Origin of the sequence: Pedobacter aquatilis (assembly GCF_032678405.1) — a bacterium.
Lineage (GTDB): Bacteria > Bacteroidota > Bacteroidia > Sphingobacteriales > Sphingobacteriaceae > Pedobacter > Pedobacter aquatilis_A.
This window is the reverse complement of record NZ_JAVTSJ010000004.1, coordinates 292,871-314,959: the sequence shown is the minus strand read 5'-3', so window position 1 is coordinate 314,959 and position 22,089 is coordinate 292,871. Positions and strand designations below refer to the sequence as shown.

Below are 22,089 nucleotides of genomic sequence, written 5' to 3'. Positions count from 1 at the left end.
GCTTTTTTCAACTTCTTCCATGAACCTCGCCCTTGGCCTGTTTGGCCGCAAGCGCTAATGCCTGCGCTTCCAGAATTTCTCCAGACGGGAATTTTTATAATGCTTTTTTTTTCGGATTTCGTTCAGATCAATGCTTGGCGCCTGACCGAAATGCCACAGAAAGCCACCGGCCGTGATTGCCTTTTCCTTAAGCACGTTGGCAACACACTTGGGATCAATCTTATTCTCCTTAGCCGCAGCGCTGATACTGATATAGCTGGCTTTCCATAAGCCATTTAAATCGTATTTACTGATTTTAGCCTCGGCCCTGCCCAGGGCAGTATGCCGGAAGGAAGGGGAGTTTTTCAGCGCTTGTACCTCGATAGATGGAATATTGCCCCGCCGCCAGAAGTAAGGACCACATGTTAAATACTTTCCCCTTAGAGTATCCGAGAGATGGCTTATACTATATCCAGACACCTGAGCCGCTTTTCTTATGGTGGGAAAGCTTTGGATGCGCCTTCCCTCGAGATCATATTGGCTGATGCACCGGGGGAAACGGCGCTTAGTTAAATCTCCCTCACCTGAAGGCTCCTCAAGCGTGACCATACTGAGCTGATCGGCAATGCCACGGCGCCACAGATAACCCTTGTAAGTTAAGGGCCTTCCCTTGCAGGCTTTCTGGATCGTTTTTAAATCACCATCAAGTTTTGCTGCCGCTACAGCAGCATTGGGGTAGCTCTCCAATAGGATCCCGCTCAAATTATAGCGGCTGATCTGGTAGACTGATTTACCATGCATGGTAGCCTTCATTTTGGCGGTGGCTGCTTCCCGCGTTTCTGCGCTGATCTCACCCAGGGGGTCTCCCCGGCGGGCGGCGCTAAGCATGCGCTGCTGCTTTAACTGCTGATCACCTAGGATCAGGTTTGCATAGTAGAGGTTGTTATGATCCTTGTCTTTATAGAAAATGAAAAGGTTGCGATCAGCAAGGTCAAAGGGGGCAACAAAATGGTAGTATACCATTCTGCCCAGCCCAAAAGTTACGCTTTTTCCCTCGATCGAAACAGTTTTATATAAATAGCCCAGAGAGTCGCCCACATAAATGTTTTTTGATTTCCTCAATACCGGCTTCACTAGGCGTGCGGGTACCAGGCGATCTGCAGTCTTTGCTTTTTTGCAATAATAAGCCTTTTTGATAAGCCTTCCGTGATCCGAAATGCGGTAAAATGCTTCATATCCCGACAGGTCCGTCCACCGCTCGCCTTCTGGCGGACTAAAGTTTGGATCGAGAAATTTGCGCAGTGGCATAGGCTTATTTATTTATGGCATTATTCTTTTTACCGTTAAAGCTGTCCTTCGGTTAAGCTGGTGCTCAGCGGCGCTGCAGTGTACACCATTTGTACATCGGTTGAGCAATCTGGTTTCCCCATAGCCTTGGAAGGCGACACGAATAGCCGAGATACCTTTGGCAATCAGGTAAGCTGCCGCGGCTTCTGCTCTTCTTTGGGAAAGTTTCAGGTTATATGCATCATCACCCCGACTGTCTGTGTGTGAACTGAGTTGGATATAAATATCGGCATTTTCCAGCATTATTTTAACAACCTTGTCCAATTGGGCAGCGGCATCGCTTCTTATTGCGTATCGATCAAAATCATAATAGATATTTTCCAGCCTGATATCGGCGTTCAGCGCCTGTAAAGGTTCATTCTGCTGTTGGGGTACGGGCAGCGGCTTGCGGTCTTCCACCGATCGATCAGTGTTACCAGCCGAGGTATTTTGCAGGGGGCCACTGAGCGGATTGACTGCGGGCGACCGCTGATGAAAAGGATCAAGGCTATAAAGGTCATCACTGCCTTTACCACCTTCCCGGTTGGAACTGAGGTACGCTTCATCGAGTTTGTCACTGCTGAAGTAGGCAAAATCATCCTGAGGGGAATTTGCGGGATACCCAAGGTTATCAATGTTCCCTGTGATGGGATCATGAACAAAGATGTCCAGCCCACCCATCCCTATGCGTCCATCACTCGCGAAAAACAAATGTCCCTTCCCATCGATAAATGGCGTTCGTTCATTGCCTTGGGAATTAATTGCTGCCAGGTTTTGGGGCTTGCCCCATTCGCCTGAAGTGGAGCGATCAATATAGTAGATATCACTTCCACCCATGCCCCCCGGCATATCGGAGCTAAAATAAAGTCTGTTTCCATCGGCACTGAGGTATGGATCAGCCAATGAATAGACCAAAGCATTATTATATTCAAGGCCTTCAGGTTTTCCCCAGCGGCCAGAACTATCTTTGCTACTGTAATAAACCTCAGTATGGATAGTTGTCACTGTTTTCCCTTTATCAAGCTTTTCCGGAATATGGGTAAGGGTAAAGAAGGCTGTTTTTCCATCTGTACTAAAACTTGCCGGACCCACATGATAAGCAGGGCCAGTAGGAATAGGAAATTGCGCTATTGCTGCATCATCCTGGCCCTGGTAAAGTTTCAGATAGCCATTTCCTGTCCATCCATAAACCTTCCGGTCAGGCAACTTAGCACCATCAAACTTAAGAAAGCGCGGCTGTAGGTTTTGCGCAAGTTGAGGATTTTCTCTATCAGAGGAGAATACCAGGCTACTTTCGTAGCGGCGTGCTCCCCAGTCTGATTGTGCGGAATTGAAATGCTCCAGGTTGCGAAGCTTTATATTTTTTGGCTTAGCCATCCAGGAAATCGCCGAGTCACAGGAAGCAAGGGCTAAGGTTTTGCGGACATCATCCGATTTGCCACTTTTTTCAAAATAAGCTAAATAGACGGCTTTGGCCTCACCGTAGCGGGCATTTTGCTGCAAAACCTGTGCATAATTAAAGATATCCTCTTGCTTGCTTTCCGGCATCTTTACCACAATGCTGTACCAATGTGCAGCTTTTTCAAAATTGCTGTTTAGCCGGTAGCTCTCTGCTAAGCGTTCGGCTGCATGAAGGCTTTGCTTTTGAAGGTAAGCCTTTTGATAAAGCTCGATTGCACGGCTATAATTGAAAAGCGCGAATTGCCCGTCAGCTTCTTTAAGAACATATTGCGCCTGTACAGGCAAAAGTTTCATGCTTAAGGCCAAAGTGATGTATATCGATGGTAAATACTTCTTCATTGCTTTTGAGATAGATAAATAAACTAGAAATAACGTGGGCTTAGCATGCGGGCATTTCTTCTATTGAAAAAATAGCCTATCGAAATCTCGTGGGTGCCGCTACTATATCCTTGCAGGGGACCTATTGAAAAGTCATAAGCATAACCAATCCTGATTTCCTTTTTGGGAAAGACCTGGATAGCAGCTACAGCTGAATTAACCTTTGTCAGGTCTTTTTGCAGATAGGATTTGCTGTAAAGATTTACACCACTCCGATAGGCTCCGCCAAGCCAGAGCTTGTCTGCGAAAATAAAGAACGCGCTGATATCCAGGCTCGTAGGACCACCGCGGTCGTCTTTAAGCAAAAATGATGGTTTAAGCAGGATATCGGTGTTTAATGGTAAAAGCATTCCCGCAGTTAAGTAGTAATGCGGCTTGGGTTGTGGGATAAAAGCATATCTATCCACGTCGATATATTGAGAAACCAGGTTATCTACACTGAAACCCGCATAAAAACGGTTATCTGAATAATAAACCCCTGCCCTGGCATCTGGAACCACAGTACTCTGCATGCCAACTGGCTGAAAAGGTTCCGGGTCATTTGGATTTAGCAGGGCGCCATCAATACCGAGCTGTACGGCGCCAGCACTGATACCGAAAGCTAGTCGGGCACTGCCATCAGCATTCATTCTGATCCTATAGGCATAACTGGCATAAGCTGAAAGATTCCGCTGTGCCCCAAGCTTATCACTGGATACCTGGAAAGCCAGGCCTACGTTGCCTTCATTGGCAATCGCATCTACCGCAAGCGAAGTGGTCTGTGGCGCGCCATTGATCCCTGTCCACTGGCTTCGGTAGAAACCATGCAGGTTGAGCTGTTCTTTGTAACCTGCATATGCTGGATTGATATAAATCCCATTGAACATGTATTGGCTGAACTGCGCATCTTGTTGAGCAGCAAGTCTATCGTTCAACATGCACAGGCATACGGATATTAATATAATTAATTTCTTCATATTATTTTCGATTCAAACCGGTGGGCTTTGCCACCGGTTCATTACTCCTATTTTTTAAATGCCCTGATTAAAGTGATATAACCTTTTAATACTTCGAATTCGTTGCTTCCGGCCCTTCTCACGCGGAGTGCGTAGTAGTAAGTACCTTCACTCAATCCTTCTCCTGTCCAGGTATTCTGGTAATTACGCTGTCTGAACACCTCATTGCCCCAACGGTTAACAATAGTTAGCTCGTTCTCCTGATATTGATTTAAGCCCCTGATTTCCCATGTATCGTTAATACCGTCACCATTTGGTGTAAACAGGTTAGGGACTTTAATCGTAAAGAAATTCGAATTGATATTTGCTTGCGCAGTATTAGTAGAATACCCAAAAGCATCTTTTACACGGTAAGCGAAACTATCGCTACCAGTATACCCTGGATTCGGTGTATAAGTAATGGTACCATCTGCATTAACCCTGACCGTTCCGTGTTTCGGCTGGGTAACAATTTCAACAGTCAGTTTATCAAGGCTTGAATTACCTGGATCATCATTCGCCAGTACATCTATGATTACCGGCTGATTAGCCCTGGTATCGACATGATCATCAAAGGCAACAGGCGATTTTGGAACAGTTATGACGGTGGCCGAATTATTATTTCCAGCAGTTCCCGATACATCACTAACAGCTGCTCCAGAAGGCGTTTTGGCCTGAATGCTGGCTGTATTGCTTACACTACCCAAATCTTTATCAGCCTGGGTTAGTGTATAGCTTTCAGTATGTGTGATTGAGCTGCCTGGTAATAATCCTGCTGCTATCGAAATTGCCTTTGCGCTAATACCCAGTTTAGTATCCGTCAGGTTTATCGCTCCAAGACTTACATTTCCTTCATTTTTAATTGTGAAGGTATAAGTGATTACATTTCCACTAAATGAGGCAGTCTTAACGAGTGATATAGCCCCTTTTTCCGGAATCAGTGTAACCGTTGGGGTATCATTACTCTCCAATGTTCCCGAAACATCGCTCACGCTTTGCTGGTTTGGTATCCTTGCACTCACGCTAGCACTATTGCTTACCGTACCCGCATTTTTTTCAGCCTGGCTTAAGGTATAGACTACAGTTTCCACTGCGGTCGCACCCGGAGGAAGTGTTAAGTTAAGTGTTCTGGCTAATCCGATTTTAGCATCTGTGATAACTATAGCTGAAAGCGTTACATTTCCGGTATTTTTTACCGTGAAGCTGTAATTAATACTGTTTCCATCCGCGCTCAATGTTCCTGTTTTAACAAGGCTTACCGAGCCTTGTGGGTTGATCAGACTAATTGTAGCATCATCCGGTGCAATCGTATTGGGGTCGTCAGATTTTAATTTACTGATAACTGTTCCCTGCGGATCTTTTGCATTGACAGCAGCCTGATTACTGTAACTTCCATTATCAACCTCCGCTTGTGTTAGCGTATGTTTAGCTGTAACAGTTGCATTAACTCCAGGTGAGAGCGAAGCCAAGCTTGCTGGAAGTATCGTTCCAGTATCCGCTCCCGCATCCAGGACAGTAACATTACTTAAAGTGACATTGCCCGTATTGGTAACTAGGATCGTATAATTTATTACATCTCCAGCTTTCACCCCGGTATTGTTTGCCGTTTTGCTCAGGCTCATCGAGCCCTTAGCAGCGATAACACTGACCGTTGGATCATCGATAGCGGCGGTGCCAGGGTCATCTGATTTAGGGTTAGCGACAATATTCGCTTTAGCATCTTTTGCACGAACAGCTGCCTGGTTACTATAGCTTCCATTATCAACCTCCGCTTGGCTTAGCGTATGCTTAGCTGTAACAGTTGCACTAGCTCCCGGGGCCAGGGCTGCAATAGTTGCTGGTGATATACTGCCGCTGTCGGCTCCCGCATCGCTAACAACGATACTATTTAAGCTAACGTTTCCTGTGTTTTTAACGACCAGGCTATAGTTGATCACATCCCCTGCTTTATTACCCGCATTCGTTGCAGATTTACTTAAGCTCAAAGCGCCAGCTGGACGAATATCAACTACGGTAGCATCGTCGATAGCTGGCGTAGTCGGGTCATCTGATTTTGTTTTACTAATGCTTAGCCCATTTGGATCAGTACCTGAAACTGCAGCCTGATTGCTATAGCTACCATTATCAACCGCTGTTTGAGTTAAGGTATGACTAGCCTTCACCACGGCCGAAGCACCAGGAGCGAGACTCGTTACGCTTGCAGGTAGAATAGATCCGGCATCAGCGCCAGCATCCGTTATATTTATGTTTGTTAAAGTCACATTACCCGTATTTTCTACGGTAATGGTATAGCGGATAATTTCTCCAGCTCGACTTACCTGGTTATCGGCAACTTTAGTTAGCTTAAAGCTTCCGTTTGCCGCAATTGTAATTACTGTCGCATCATCCACTGCCGTTGTATTAGGATTGTCTGATTTAGATTTGGTGACCGTTGCCACTTTCGGATCGCTGGCAGTAACCGAAGCTTGATTACTATAACTTCCACTATCCACTTCGCCTTGCGTCAAAGTATGTTTAGCACTCACTGAAGCAATCGCCCCTGGCGCTAAGGTATTAATTATGGCCGGCAGGATTGATCCTGGGTTTGCGCCAGGATCTGCTACAATAACATTGCTTAAAGTCACATTACCTGTATTTTTCACCTCCAGCACATAGTTAATGATATCACCAGCTTTAGTGCCCGTATTAGCTGCTACCTTGGTTAAACTCATTGAACCATTTGGCGTAATTTCGACTACTGTCGCATCATCAGCAACCGGCGTATTAGGATCATCAGATTTTGGGTTTCCGACTGTATTACCTTTGGTATCAAGGGCAGTCACTGCCGCCTGATTACTATAACTTCCCTTATCTATTTCAGCCTGACTAAGGGTATGCTTAGCGCTGAAGCTAGCTGAGGCATTTGGTGCCAAAACAGCGAGGCTTGCAGGGAGGATACTTCCTGGATCTGCCCCTGGATCATTTACGGTAATATTCGATAAGGTAAGGTTTCCTATATTTTTTACTACAATAGTATAATTGATTACCTCACCAGCTTGACTTGCGCCATTGTTAGCTACCTTAGTCAAACTCATCGCTCCACCAGGAGTGATAACGCTCACTGTAGGTTCATCATTGGTCTCATCAGTACCTGATTTATCGCTGATGTTAGGGCCAATTGCAGGACTTGCGGTAACGCTGGCCGTATTGCTATAACTTCCGGCATCCACATCTGACTGGCTTAGTATATGGGATGCGGTAATGGTGGCGCTTGCCCCTGGTGCCAATTGGTCTACGGGACTGCCTGAAACGACAGCATTCGCATCGGTAATCACCAGGTTATTGAGTGTAATGTTCCCTGTATTTTTAACGGTCAGGTTGTAGTTGATGGTCTGGCCTGCCTGGTTTGGAACCGCTCCTGCAACTGTCTTGACTAAGCGTACGCCAGGCGCAGGGGTAATCTGAACAACTGTTGGCAAGTCGTCGGCTTGGCTAAGTCCGGAAATATCACTTACTTCAGATGCATCCGGTGCTTTGGCTATCGCTTTAGCACTATTGCTGAAGCTACCTTTATCTACATCTGCCTGGCTAAGGGTATGTTTAGCGGTAGCGGTAATGCTCGCCCCACTCGCCAGGGATGTAATCTGGGCAGGCATTATACTTCCTATATCTGCGCCAGGGTCCTCAATGCTAAGGTTTGTTAACGCTGAGCTACCTGTATTGGTTATCACCAACTGATAATCAATAACATCCCCTGCTTTGCTAACGGTACTCATGGCCGTTTTAACCAGCGTTAATGATGAACGGTAAACATTTGTGCTAACCGACGAGCTTGCGCTTAGCGCGCCACTCTCAGCAGGTAATGCACTTACCGTATTAATGATATTGCCATCAAATGCTGCCGGTATCTCCCCGGTCACATAGATATTGATGCCATTAGCTGCGCCTGCAGGGATACTGGCAGTCAAGGAAACATTGCCTATGCCATTTGCCGATGAGCTCGTAGCAGCCCCGATGTTTTCGACGCTCCAGCTGACATTGTTAAGTGCCACAGGTGCCGGATCGTTAATATTAAGGTTAACTGCGTCGCCTGTACCCTCATTTATCACATTAATCAGGTAGCTAATTTTATTACCTGACCTTAATATCGCTGGGCCGCCTTTTGTTATCTTGATTACTGGCTGCCTGCTTACTGCGGTGATAACGGCGGTAGATTGTAATGCTACTGCTGTTTCTGCAGGTGTTACGCTTGCCGTATTACTGATATTTCCATCGAAAGCAGCAGAAACTGTTCCACTAATATTGATTATGATGCGGCTGGCTCCTGTAGCTGGAATATTCGCGTTCACACTGATCGTATTACCACTCCCTTGTTGAGCGGAAAGCAGACTTGCTGTACCTTCAGCGGTTGCATTCCACTGTACATTGGTGATTTGCGGAGGAACAAGGTCAGTAATCAGCGCATTTAAAGCTGTACTTGGACCATTATTGCTCACCACTACCTGGTAGTTGATAGTGGCACCCGCGGCCACATTTGAAGGACCACTTTTTGAAATTACCATGTCAACAGCTGGCGTTACCGCTGTCGAGACCGCGCTGCTTACCGGTGCAATGCCTGGTTCTGCGGCGGTTGCGGTGGCGGTATTGGTTAATGTGCCTGCAAAGACTGGATTTATAGTTCCATTAACACTCACCGTTACCAAACCTCCTGATGGAATATTTGCACTAAGAGATAAATTATTACCCGTTCCATTGTCACCAGTGATGATACTTGCGCCATTAGCGGCTACACTCGTCCAGCTTACCTGCTGAACATTAGCAGGTACGAGGTCTGTTAGCAAGGTACCTAATGCATCTGAAGGACCCGAATTACGAAGGGCCAGGACATAGGTAATGGCACTGCCTGCTGAAGAAACACTCGGTGCTGATTTAGTTAATAGCAGGTTTGGTGTTTGTTTTACGGCAGTTTGGGCCGGTGAAGACACGATCGGCGGATTTCCAGGTTCAGCCGGGGTAATGGTTGCTGAATTGGATACATTTCCACTTGCATTAGCAGCGAGCGTACCATTAATGGTGACATTAATTTTTCCACCCACAGGAATGTCTCCTATAAGTGAAAGTGTATTTCCAGTTCCAGTGGCATTTGCAGTCACTACTGCCCCGCCACTCACTGCCGAGGTCCATACCGGATTAAGTATAGCCGCTGGAATATTATCGGTCAATACCGCACCTGTTGCATTACTAGGACCAGTATTTCCGATCTGAATCGTATAGACGATGGGTTGTCCTGCACTCAAAGTTGATGCAGTAGATTTACTTATTGTTAAATTGGTCTGTTTGCTTACCAGGGTACTTACCTCAGGGGAAGATACTACAGGTGCAGTCCCAATTTTAGCTGTAGCGGTATTGGTGATCGTACCTGCAAAATCAGGGTTGACCGTTGCTAGCACATCAGCTATGATATAAGCTCCCGCAGGTATGTTTGCACTCAGGGCCACATTACCCGAACCACTGCTAACACCCATAATACTGGCTAGCGTGCCGTCATTTGAAGCGGTCCATTGAGCGCCTGTTAAAGCTGCATTTAACGCATCGGAAATATTCACCCCGCTTGCATCACTTGGACCGGTATTAGCCACCTTGATTTTATAACTCAGTTGCGTTCCCGCTGCTGCAGTTGCAGGACCCGTTTTCTGTAGCACCAATGTTGGGCTACTGATAATCTGGGTACTAACTGTAGAGGTGTTATTGGCGCTATTATAATCACTCACGCCCGATGGCAGGCTCACTGTTGCCGTATTGGAAAGTGTACCAAGTGAAGCATTAGCAGGTACCTTTCCATTTATGGTAAGGGTAATATAATTCGCTGAACCTCCTGAAATATTACCACTAATCTGAATGGTATTACCCAGCCCGCTGCTACTTCCGATGATGCTGGCACTGCCTGTAGCAGCAGCTGACCAGCTTACATCAGTAAGCAAAGGATTGATATTATCTGCAATATCAAGGCCATCGACATCTACAGATCCATTATTATAAACATGGACCGTATAAGTGATGTTCTCTCCCGCCGCAAGGGTTTGAGGCCCTGCTTTGATCACTGCGATATCGGTGGAGCGGTTGACACTTGTTGTAACCGAACTTTCTTTTACCGTTCCCGAAGTTGCCTCGGCTTTATTGGTAAATGATGAACCTGCAGTCTGTTTGATAATACCATTTACGGTGATGAGTATACTATTGTTGCCGGCCGGTATATCACCAATAGTCGAAATATTATTGCTTGTTCCTGATGAGGCTGAACCAGATTTGATCACTGCAACACCATTAACGCTGGCCGTCCAGCTGCTTACCTCCACATCGTTTGGTACATTATCCACGATGAATGCATCGGTAATATTACCGGCACCTGTGTTTTTGATTAATATCGTGTAGGTAATCGCATCACCGACATTGGCATTCGCCGGACCGGATTTCGCAATCGTGAAATTCGGGTCATTATCAACTACAGTATTAAAAGTAGAAGTGTTATTTGCAGCTTCAGGATCAGTAATCCCTGCCTGAACGCTCGCTGTTGCTGTATTAGCAATTGGAGTTCCGTCCAGCAAAGCTGCATTTACCAGTGCCTTTAGCTTAACTTCGATGACACCTGATGGGGCGATATCTGCAGTAAGGTTTACATTTCCTGTTCCCGAGCCGCTGCTCACCGCTGATCCATTAGATGCAGTAGCTGTCCAGCTGACAGATCCTGAAACAATACCTGATGGCAGGTTATCCACGATACTGGTTCCAGTGGCGGTACTAGATCCCTGATTGCTCACCCTTAATGTATATTCAATTTCCTCACCGGCTTTCGCATTGGCAGGACCTGATTTTACGATCCTCACGTTAGCTTTACGGGCTATCGCTGTATTTACCGAAGCGCTGGCGGCAGTCGGATCGCTAACGCCAACAGGTGGCGTTGCAGTTGCGGTATTGGTTATACTCGCTGCTGAATAAGCAGGGTCCACTGTTCCAGTTAAGCTCACAATCACTTTATCGCTACCGCCTGCTTTTAGTGAAGCAAGGAGGTTGAGGTTACCTGTTCCACTGCTTACATTCGTACTCGCTGTACCTTGGGTTGCAACCGTCCAGCTGGCATTTAGAATTGATGTAGGTAATAAATCTGTGATCACTGCTCCCGATACATCACCCGGCCCGAAATTTTCTACCGTGATGGTGTAGCTGGCCTGCTCTCCTGCAAAAAGGTTAGACGGGCCGGTTTTAGCTATCCTCAAATCTGCCTGTTTGCTCACTGAAGTATTGGCGATATTTGAGCTGAGCGTAGGATTTCCACTTTCTGATGGAATTACCGATGCGGTATTGCTTAAAGTACTGCCAGTGAATGCAGGGCTCAGGGTCCCAGAAATTTCTACCAGGATACTATTCGCATCTCCCGCAGGTAGATCAGCTTTTATATTTATGGTGTTGCCTGTTCCCCCAGCGCCAAAGCTTATGGCAGCTGCGCCCTTTGTGCTGGCTGTCCAGCTTACGTTCTGGATAGCTGCAGGAACCTGGTCCAAAATCGTTGCATTAAGTGCATTACTAGGGCCTGCGTTTTTAACGAGTAAGGTATAGTTTACTGTTTCTCCCGCATTAACTGTTACCGGTGCTGATTTGATAATCGAGATATTACTCTTATTGGTAATGCTAGTTTTGATCTCATTCGAGCTTACTGCTACACCTGTTTCTGATGGGGTAGCCGAGGCTAGATTTGAAATCGTGGTATTGCCCTGCGAAGCAGGGATAGTTCCAGTGATAACTAGTTGGATTTTATTGTTATTGCCGACATTTAAGTTCCCGGTTAAGTTTACATTTCCTGTTCCCGATGTGCTAAGGACGCTGGAACTACCTGAAGGCGTTGCCGTCCAGCTTACATTGGTCAATGCGGCAGGTAAAATATCAGAAATAACGAGATTATCGGCATTAGATGGGCCGGCATTCACCGCTTCGATTACGTAGCTAATGGTCTCGCCTGCCTTAGCGGTAGTTGGGCCTGTTTTAATTAAGCTAACTGTAGGCACTTTACTTACCTGCGTGGTAATCGTATTTGAAGTTTTAGCGGCTGCTCCTGTTTCTGAAGGGGTAACCGTGGCTGAGTTGATGATATTGGCGTTTGCTGAAGGATCTACTGTTCCATTCACAGTAAGGGAAATTTCGTTTCCTAAGCCTGCGGGGATATTTCCTGTCAGACTAATTGCATTGGTGCTGCCACTTGCTGCCCCATTTATGCTCGCTGAACCTGTAGCGGAAGCACTCCAGGATACATTTTGTATTGAGGAGGGAACATTATCACTTATGCTGGCTAAGTCAGCATTTGCCGTCGAGGTATTTTTAACTTTGATGGTGTAGCTGATGGCTTGTCCTGCACTAATCGTTGCAGGGCCAGTTTTCTCGATAAGGAGCACCGGAATCTTTGCTACTGCTGTACTCACTGAAGAAGTTTTAGCAGCCGTCCCGCTTTCAGCTGGTCTGGCCGTAGCGGTATTGATTAATGTTCCGTTATATCCCGCACTTACCTTACCGCTGATAGCAAGCGTTATCTTATTTGCTGCACCTGCTGGCAAATTGGCGGTGATTGAAATGTTGTTTCCACTTCCAGAAGCACCAGCGGTTACAGCTGCTGCACCTGAAGCGGTCGCAGTCCAGCTTACTCCACTAATTTCTGCTGGGAGGATGTCGCTGATTTCCAGGTTCTGTGCATCAGCAGTGCTCGCATTCACAACATCAATGCTATAGGTAATAGCAGCTCCGGCGATGAGCGAAGATGGGCCATTTTTAGTGATCGATACCACAGGCGTCCTATTGATTGCTGTAGTTACCGAAGATTGTGGCGAAGCGCTGTTTAGCTCACTGGCTGTTATGCTGGCTGTATTGGTTACATTGCCATTATATGATGGATCTGCCTGACCGGTAACGCTTAGCGTCACTTTACTGTTTGCGCCAGCTGGCACATTAGCGCTAGCCTGCAAATTATTCCCACTTCCACTAGCCCCGCTGATTATCGTGGCCCCACCAGTAGCAACGCCCGTCCAGCTTGGATTTAAAATCTGTGCGGGAATTAAATCTGCGATGAGCGCATTTATGGCATCACTAGGTCCAGTGTTGGCTACTTCTATGGTATAGGTCATATTTGTGCCTGAAACCACTGTAGAAGGACCGTTCTTTGCAATGGTTAAACCTGATTTGGTGTTAACCGTCGTGTTCACCTCATTTGAGCTAATGGGTATAAGGCCTGCTTCCGATGGTGTTACGGTCGCTGAATTGATGATATTACCTAGCGTTGAGGAATTTACTTTTCCGCTTATGGTGATTTGAATGGTGCTGTTGGCATTGAAATTTGCGCGTAAAGCCAGATTATTTCCTGAGCCACTTCCACCGGAAATAATGTTTGCCGTGCCATCTATAATACTGCTCGTCCAGCTTACATTACTAATACCGGCCGGAACGTTATCTTCGATCAAAGTGTTCAGACTATTCGATGGTCCGGTGTTTCTAACGCTAAGGGTATAACTAATACTATTACCTGCAATTACTGTTGCCGGTCCGCTTTTTACAATCGTAAAATTGGGTTTACTATTTACATTTGTTACTGCCTGTGCACTAACTGCCGTACTACCTGCTTCCTGAGGCGTTGCTACTGCTGTATTGGTCAGCACGCCTGTATAATCTGGCATGATGGTTCCTGAAACGATCAGAACAACCTTATGTTGTACCCCAGCAGGAATATTGGCAACTGTACTTACATTATTGGTATTTCCGGAGGCGCCGCTAGTGATGGCCGCATTTCCCTGCAACTGGGATGTCCAGCTCACATTACTTAGTCCAGCGGGAACCAGGTCACTAATCTGCACCCCTGTAGCGTTACTAGGTCCATTGTTACCAATTTCGATCCTATAGCTTACCGCATCTCCCGCAGCAGCCGATGAAGGCCCTGCTTTTGAAATAAAGATGCCTGAGGAACTGGTTACATTTGAATTGACCGAAGAATTACTTCCGGAGCCCTGAGGCTCGGTCGGGCTTACCGCGGCGGTATTATTGACACTTCCGGCTGCACCTGGGTTTAGCGTTCCGCTGATATTTACATTGATGTAGTTATTAGCGTTTCCGGCAGGAATATTCGCCCGGACAAGTACGGCATTGCCACTTCCGGAAGCGCCACTTGTAATGCTTGCATTACCTGCTGCACTCGCTGTCCAGCTTACCTGCTCAACTGATGATGGTACTGCATCGCTAATTGCTGCATTAATGGCATCGCTACTTCCCGTGTTAACAATTTTCAGACTATAATTTACTACTGCGCCAGCTGTTAAACCTGATGCACCAGATTTAGTAATGACAAGTACCGGTTTAGCGACAATCGAGGTATTATCAGTAGCCTGATTATTGCTGCTTATCGGGTCGCTAATTCCTGCAGGAATAGTAAGACTTGCGGTATTGACTAGCATTCCTGTAGCCGACGGGGCTACTTTTCCGCTGATGGTTAAATTGACCTGTTGTCCACTGCTTAAAGTCAGCCCGCTCCAGTTCCCGCTTGTTGCATCATATGTACCTGCAGCAGCATTATAACTTGAAGCGATGAAGCCCGCAGGAAGCACGTCATTCACTTTGAGCGCATCTGTTAAATTCATTGACGAGATGCCCTTATTGGCGACCGTAATGACATAACTTAGGTTTTCCCCAGCAATGGCCGGCTTTGGTGTAGCGGTCTTGGAAATTTCAAAATCAATCTGTCTGTTTACAGCGGTAGTTTCTGTCGCCGTATTATTTGCTGTATTATTATCTGTTATGCCAGACGGTAGCGTTAAGCTTACTGTATTGATCAGGCTACCGGTCGTATTTGCAGCAACATTACCTGCAATGGTAAGTGTTGCCGACTGACCCTGGCTAAGGGTTAAGCCTGTCCAATTTCCTGATGTTTTATCGAAACTACCTGTAGATGGCGTAAAGGTAAGTGCTGTGAAACCTGCAGGCAGGTTTTCATTGATTTTTATAATATCTGAGGCCAACAGCGCCGAAGGACCATTATTAGCTAAGGTTAGCGTGTAGGTTAAGCTATTTCCTGCAATAACCGGTTTTGGCGTTGAAGTTTTACTGATTCCTAGGTCAAGCACGCGGCTGATCAGGGTGTTATCGGTTTTACTGTTATTGCTCGTATTCGGATCGGAAATACTAACTGGCACCGCAACTGAAACCGTATTGCTTAACGTTCCGCTTGCCGCGGCGGCAACAGTCCCGGCAATACTAAGGGTTGCTTGTTGACCTGTTGCTAGTGTCAAGCCGCTCCAGTTTCCATTTACGGCATTAAAGCTACCCGCAGAAGGCGTAAAACTACTGGCGGAGTATCCCGAAGGAAGGTTTTCTGTTAAAGTAAATACATCTGTGGTTTTTAATGTACTTGGACCGTTATTCTTTAAGGTAATGGTATAATTTAAAGCCTGACCTGCAATGGCAGGTTTTGGCGTTGCTGTCTTGTCAATTTCGATATCTGCTGAAGGCAGCGGTACGATCGTATTTAAGGTGGCCGTATTGTTAGTTAAATCCGGATCATTCTCTGCCCCTGATACGCTTGCGGTATTCACATACTGCGCTGCCGTAGCATTGGCGTTAACGCGGGCAACAAGGGTCAGGCTCTGTGCCGATCCATTACTAAGCTGGCCGATTGTCCATTCACCGGTTGTCTGATTGTAATTTGCCGATGAGCTGCTCACAAAAGTATAGCCAACAGGCAAAACATCTGTCAGTTTTACCACAGAGGCATTGCTAGGTCCGTTGTTTTTAACAGCTAAAGTGAAGCTTATGTTGTCACCAACAACCGGGTTTAATTTATCTGCTGTTTTGCTTACCTCAAGGTTAGCCCTTTTTGTATAAGTTAGTTGCACTTCATCGAAAGAGGCCGCACAAGGACCATTGGTGATCGTCCAGCGTAAAACAGCATTTGTATTCTCAGCGATGCTAACCGAAGTATTTCGGTCTGTGGGATCAGCGATGCTTGCGCTGCCACTGCTCACTGTCCAGGCGCCAGTTCCAATAGCTGGGGCATTGGCCTGAAGAATGAAGGTACCAGAATTAAACTGTTCGATGTCTGCCCCTGCGTTTGCTACGCTTGGGTTCTGGTTTACCGTAACGGTAATGCTATTTGAAGCTACCGAACTACAGGCGACACTATTTAATGTTGAAATCGCTATCCTGCGGTATTGGGTAGTAACACTCAAAGCGGCCGTAGGCGCATAAGTAGCTGCTGTAGCGCCGCTTACCGTTGTCCAGGCAGTTCCATTGGTAGAACTCTCCCAGCGGTAGCTCATCGTAGCGCCTGTGCTGCCAGTACCATTAGTAACTGAACTAAATGCAGCTGGGACAGTTCCTGTGCAAATTGTCTGGTTTGCTCCAATTGTTCCCGGAGCAGTAACTACTTGTACGGTTATGGTTACCGCTGCTGTCGCGGCCTCGCAGGATACCCCATTCAGTGTCGAGATGTATACTCTGCGAAATTGCGTGGTTGCACTTAATGCTGCCGGCGCATAGGTGGTAGCTGTAGCCCCTGTAATCGTGTTCCAGGTGCTGCCACCATCAACAGATTGTTCCCAGCGGTAAGCATTAACCGCGCCACTTGTTCCACCGCTACCTGCAGTCTGAGAAGTGAGTGCTGCTGGTGTGGACCCGTTGCATATCGTCTGGCTGCTAGCAATGCTTCCAGCATTGACTGCTGCTTGAACGGTAACCAGAATTTCTGCATAATCGCTCTCGCAACTCCCGTTCGTCTGGGTCACATAATAGGTGGTATTCCCAGCCGTCGTCGTTACTGGCACTGGAGCATTCACCGAGGATACACCGCCTTTTGTCCTGTACCATAAAAGGCTATTTCCACTCGTTGGATTAGCGCTAAGTGCCGATGCGGTGCTGCCCAGACAGTAAGTAAGCTGAGGCGTAACCGTAGGCTTTGCAGCTACAGTGGCAATCGTATTATTGGCGATATTATTGCTCTGGTTGGCAGCAATTTCAATATTAGCGTTCGATGCATTCAGGTAATTCACCTGTGCAGCATCCACATATGAACTTACTGCCGAGGGTACCGTAATCCGGTAGCTGATGGCAGAAGTGCTGGCTCCAGAGGCAAGGACTCCTCCTGTATAGGTATAAGTATAAACATAGTTACTACCTGAAGTTACCCTGCTGCCTAAAGTCCAGTTTGGATTGGAGAGTGCGGTAAAGGTATAACTGGTTGGATAAGTTTTGGTAACGGTAATTTTATTTGCGCCCGTGGTTGCCACGGCGCCTACATTGGATACCACTAAGGTGAAATCATTTCCAGCTGTAGAAAGACAAGGATTGCTTACGGTTTTCGTAAGTGTTAAATCCACATCCTCTGCCAGTACTGGTGTATTGACCACCGCGGTATTATTATCGGGGTCTAAATCAGTGATATCAGTGGGATCGATAGTGACCGTATTGCGTAGGGTATTACCCGCGGGAACTGCACTGAGTGTTCCGGTAACGATTACTTTTCCAGTGGCGCCGGCTGCCATATTCAAACTGCCCAAGATCTCATTGCTCGTCGATGATTTTGCAACAGTGGTACCCGAGAGAAAACCTGAACTGGCCACACTACTAATATTGAAAGCATTGAGTGGTATGATATTGCCATTGGCATCAGTCAGTTTATCTTTAAAGTCAATATTGTTTAAAGCAACACTGTTATCATTTACAACTTCAATCGTATAGGTTACCTGATTGGCGTTGCTTCCTGCAGGAATCGTTCGGAGCACGTCTTTATCTGCTCGTTTCCCTACCCGGATGTTTCCTGGTGTGGTTACCGAAAGGTTGCGGATTTCATGGTTATTATAAGAACCACCAGTGGCTGAAGTAAATCCTAATTTTAAGGTTGCCGGCGGGGTATAGCTAATACCGGACTGGTCTACGAGCGAATAGCTAAACTGCTGTGTCAGGACTCCACCAGGTTCAGTCGCCCAGCGCACAATGATATCATACTTCCCACTTACGTTTGGCTTAATCTCCACCTGTACACGGCGATAGAAAGTAGCGTCATTTGGTCTGCTAGCTACCTGCGTGGTATACTGAATCTGGCTCGAAGAAGTCGGATTTGTTGTAGCGAGTAAACGGTAAGCATCTGACTCCCGTCCCCGCAGGGTAATACTGTTAATTCTGCGGGCAAGTCCTCCACTCACTGTCGTAGCAGCACGGTCGGACACCCCTCCAACTGTCCCATAATTGGAAGAAAAGTTTCCGTATTCATCTATTCCGATACCAAGATACGCACCCTTCAGACCTTGAAGGCTCTGGTCGCCACGTGGTGCATAGCCAAGACCTGCACCAGATCCGCCCAAGCGAAAATCTGTCTGAGTAACCGCTCCATCGAAAAGGAATACAACAATCCCATCGGCACCATCTGTCACATTAGCATGCCAGGTCTTGTATTCAAAATCAAGCAATACCCCAAGTGTTGAGGGGAAAGCCTTATCGATATAGGCATAACCACGCTGATCGCCAACATCTTTGGTAAGACGGAGGTAACCCTGATTAACGGCATCGACACCACCAGAGGTGAGCGATGCACTAGGGGAACCACCAAGTACTATACCGCTTGCAGTGCTTCCTTTGAAATTTTCGTTTAAGGTAAACTGGGCAAATAATTTATTGAAAATAAATAGTTGCGCAATAAAGAAAATCAGTAGACGTTTGTTCATTAATGATCGTAAGTTAGACTCAAGAATTGGGATGAAATTGTTTGGCAATTGCTGCTTTGATTAGAGCAAAGCTGCACTCGGGACCATTTCCCGATACCGCGCAAAAATCACTGATTATCCTTTAATTCTGGCCTCTTAGGACACTAATGGTGTCCTGATTTTGAAAATCAGGACATAAAAACTAGGCTGTCTGCGCCTTTAGTTCTGTTAAATAGCCTGACGGGGTTGTCCCCATTAGACGCTTAAAATAAACGTGAAAAGTATTCCTTGAAGAAAAGCCGGCATCACGCGCGATAGCCTCCAGCGTAAACTGTTTCCAGTCCCCTTCCTGAAGTTTTTCCATCACATAGTTGATGCGGATGTTATTGATGTAGGTATTGAAATTAACCTTATGGTAATTATTAAGAAAATCTGATAACTTGTGGTTTGGAATCTGAAGCAACGCGGCGAGTTCACTTACTGTAAGTCCGGCATTTTTGAACACTTCAGTCTGACGTATGTAGTTCTCTATCCTGCGGGTAAACGCCTCATCATACATTTTCACATTGATCTGCTCAAATTGATCTTTAGTAGCTGTTTTTAAACTATCTAAACTTGCCACTGCAGGTTCTGGCATTTGGGCTTCCGCGATCAGTTTGATCGTGGTAATACCAAATTCGTAGCCAGGATTGAGAAAGAAGGAGCTACTTAGCACCAATAATCCTGTTCCCATTAGCAGCACAAGTCTTCCTGATTTCAAAAAGTCAGCCACCGCAGACATATCGGAAAGTACATTGAAGCTCACTGCCAACATACCAACAAACAATAAGGCTGCGGTAAGGGTAAATAACATGATCCAGCGAATGGATTTGCGGTCAAACTGTTTAGCTTTCGAAGCTTTAAGTGTCAAACGGAATTGAAAAACACTGTAGATAAATGCACTCGCCGGAAAAGTAATCCAATGCCAGCGTTCAACAATGTATTTTGAATGGCCAAAAGCAAAACCTACATCCGCCCTTACCTGGTCCACCACTTGTTGCTGAACAGCTGCGCTGGCAAGGTTATAAGGCAAAACAGATAATACTGCAGGAATGATAAGCAGAAAGTGCCTCAAATCACGAAGCCTAGATTTTGCAAATTCTGGCTGAAGTAGCGCGCGGACATAAAGATAAAAGCAAGGACCGATTAGATAGTAAAGCGGCAATCCTTTATTATACAGGATCGGATGTTCTGCAATAAGACCTGAATTTGTCAACGCAAATATCAGACAATACCAAATGACACTAAAAATTGCCATGGCAAGCATCAGGTTCGGATAGCGGTGCTGTCCTGAGGACAGGAGTAGCTTAAGCGTTACTAAGCCCAATATAGCAATCGAGCCAATAATTAAGATGTAGATGAGATGCAATTTTAGTCCGGTTTATTCTCCTACAAAATTACCCTTTTCAAAATCCTTTTCTCGATTTCACAAGTTTATTTGACAATTATCAATGTCTTTTTCCAAATACAATCACTACAGTTTTTAAAACCCTCATGTTTACACCTGTATCTCAATAAAGTTAGCAAACGGGAATGTAAAATTCCGTGTACTTTGATAGCAAATGGTAGACAGTAGACGGATCGAATATTTTGCTGGTTATTTTTAATCCATCTATTAAGCTACTTAAAGCAAAAAGTATCCGCTTCGAGCAGCAGATTGTAGCCCGCAAGCGGCGAGTGACGTATGGCTTCGCTTTTAACCTGCAATGATAAATATTCCCCAAAGACCTGTGATGGCAAGTTCACTTAAATTCATAAAACCAATATTATGATGTTGATTATCCCGGCAATAATTATCATTAAGCTTAAATGTGTAGGGATAAACCAGATCCCTCTTATTCGATTTTAGTGAACTAAGCTAGGGGGCTGGTGATAAGCGAACCTTAATAGGGGATTAATGGCCAGCACACAAAAATATTGAGAGAAGGCTGTGCATCGAATTCCGTATAGGTATGAAAAATGATTAACCAATGAAGATAACAGCAGGCCATCAAAACCAACTTCAAAAAGGTAACACTGAGATTGCCAGATATGTGAACGATGAGCTTATTATAGGCTTCGGTGCGCCATTCGTGCTTGTTTACACCTTGTTGCGTTAACTAAAGCAGCTATGCAGGTTGACGAGCTATTAGTTCAAATTCGTCAATATGCCTGATGGCAACTTATTAAAGCAAACTTTATTGGATGATAGGTCGCCATGTCAGAGGCAGGCAGCATTCTTCTCCAACAAGTCGGCGAACTGTCATAACGCAATATGGTGCTTTTTTGAAGAAAAGCTTTTCGCGGGATATCCCTTTGAAATACACATTAGCAAATAGTTTGACCTGCTAACTGTTAAACTACCTCCCGGATGTGCCTTCATTCAAAATTGTGAGTGTGAGCTCATCTTCCTGACCACCATAGTATTTAATGAGTACATCTCGAAAGATTTCATCCGCTCCCGGTATCCGCGCAAAAAGGGTCATGCAGGAATGCAGTTTCATCTCATCAGGTGAGCCGAAAATTTCCTGTGCTGATCTGTCTTGAATAGACAACAGCGCACTGGTAATTTCCCTGAGATTAGCACCTAAAATGGGATGTCTAAGGTAACCCGCGGCTTCATCTAACCCGCTCAGTCCAAAATACTGGGCAGTTTCGCTCTTACCAAGACCTTGCAATTGCGGAAAAATGTACCACATCCAATGCGTACGCTTATACCCAGCACTAACCTCGGCAATCGCCCTGAGGTAGCTTTCATTCTGTGCTGTCAAAAAACGCTCTAATTTTTCAAGTTCCATGGAGGCTTATCATTGTTTATTATTGAGGCGAATTTAAAGATTTTTACTTAAGCATACTAATGCACCGCTTAGCTTTCATCTAAGGGAGGTTTCTTAAATTCAGTCTCTTTCCTTACCAGTTAAATTATGCCACTATCTCAGATAAGCATGGTGGCGCTGTGCTTTATCACCTTCTTCATCCACTAAGCTGAAGGGTCAGAAGCGACATGGAGCGATCCGCTACTTAAAAATGCTGGTGATTTTCCAAATGGGAATAGCATCAAGGACAGCTTAACGCGGCTCTCATGGTTAATTTGGGTAATTTCTCGATCGTGAAACCTTGCGAGCACATATATCTGATGATTCCTTTGCAATCCGGCAGCAGCAGTTCCCATATCTTAAAGACATTAATTAAAATTCAAACCATTCCATTACTAGCGTGTTTATTAAACGTTCTTTAACGTTTTCCAAAAAAAT

6 protein-coding genes are annotated in these 22,089 nt (G+C 45.7%); all 6 read right to left on the bottom strand.

Annotated elements, in window-relative coordinates:
* Nucleotides 1-54 precede the first annotated feature (54 nt).
* Nucleotides 55-1,287 carry an NUMOD1 domain-containing DNA-binding protein gene (locus R2R71_RS12810; protein ID WP_316831665.1) on the bottom strand — a complete coding sequence of 411 codons (1,233 nt, stop codon included), beginning with the start codon at nucleotides 1,285-1,287 and terminating at the stop codon, nucleotides 55-57.
* Nucleotides 1,288-1,299: 12 nt separating this feature from the next.
* The gene (locus R2R71_RS12805; RefSeq protein ID WP_316831664.1) at nucleotides 1,300-3,105 is read right to left on the bottom strand and encodes an OmpA family protein; all 1,806 of its coding nucleotides are present in this window, start codon (nucleotides 3,103-3,105) and stop codon (nucleotides 1,300-1,302) included.
* A 23-nt stretch (nucleotides 3,106-3,128) separates the two neighbouring features.
* Entirely contained in the window at nucleotides 3,129-4,100 is a 972-nt protein-coding gene (locus R2R71_RS12800; protein ID WP_316831663.1) for a type IX secretion system membrane protein PorP/SprF, read from the bottom strand.
* 47 nt (nucleotides 4,101-4,147) lie between these two features.
* Nucleotides 4,148-18,838, bottom strand: a complete 14,691-nt coding sequence (locus R2R71_RS12795) for a gliding motility-associated C-terminal domain-containing protein (protein WP_316831662.1) — start codon at nucleotides 18,836-18,838, stop codon at nucleotides 4,148-4,150.
* A 181-nt stretch (nucleotides 18,839-19,019) separates the two neighbouring features.
* Nucleotides 19,020-20,225 carry a helix-turn-helix domain-containing protein gene (locus R2R71_RS12790; protein WP_316831661.1) on the bottom strand — a complete coding sequence of 402 codons (1,206 nt, stop codon included), beginning with the start codon at nucleotides 20,223-20,225 and terminating at the stop codon, nucleotides 19,020-19,022.
* A 970-nt stretch (nucleotides 20,226-21,195) separates the two neighbouring features.
* Nucleotides 21,196-21,633 (bottom strand): DUF1810 domain-containing protein, encoded by a 438-nt coding sequence (locus R2R71_RS12785; protein WP_316831660.1) that lies wholly within the window; start codon nucleotides 21,631-21,633, stop codon nucleotides 21,196-21,198.
* Between the last annotated feature and the right edge of the window lie 456 nt (nucleotides 21,634-22,089).

Excerpts from the sequence above, each read along its gene's own strand:
- R2R71_RS12800 (WP_316831663.1), bottom strand. The coding sequence starts at position 4,100 with ATGAAGAAATTAATTATATTAATATCCGTATGCCTGTGCATGTTGAAC.
- R2R71_RS12785 (WP_316831660.1), bottom strand. The coding sequence starts at position 21,633 with ATGGAACTTGAAAAATTAGAGCGTTTTTTGACAGCACAGAATGAAAGC.
- R2R71_RS12805 (WP_316831664.1), bottom strand. The coding sequence starts at position 3,105 with ATGAAGAAGTATTTACCATCGATATACATCACTTTGGCCTTAAGCATG.
- R2R71_RS12810 (WP_316831665.1), bottom strand. The coding sequence starts at position 1,287 with ATGCCACTGCGCAAATTTCTCGATCCAAACTTTAGTCCGCCAGAAGGC.
- R2R71_RS12795 (WP_316831662.1), bottom strand. The coding sequence starts at position 18,838 with ATGAACAAACGTCTACTGATTTTCTTTATTGCGCAACTATTTATTTTC.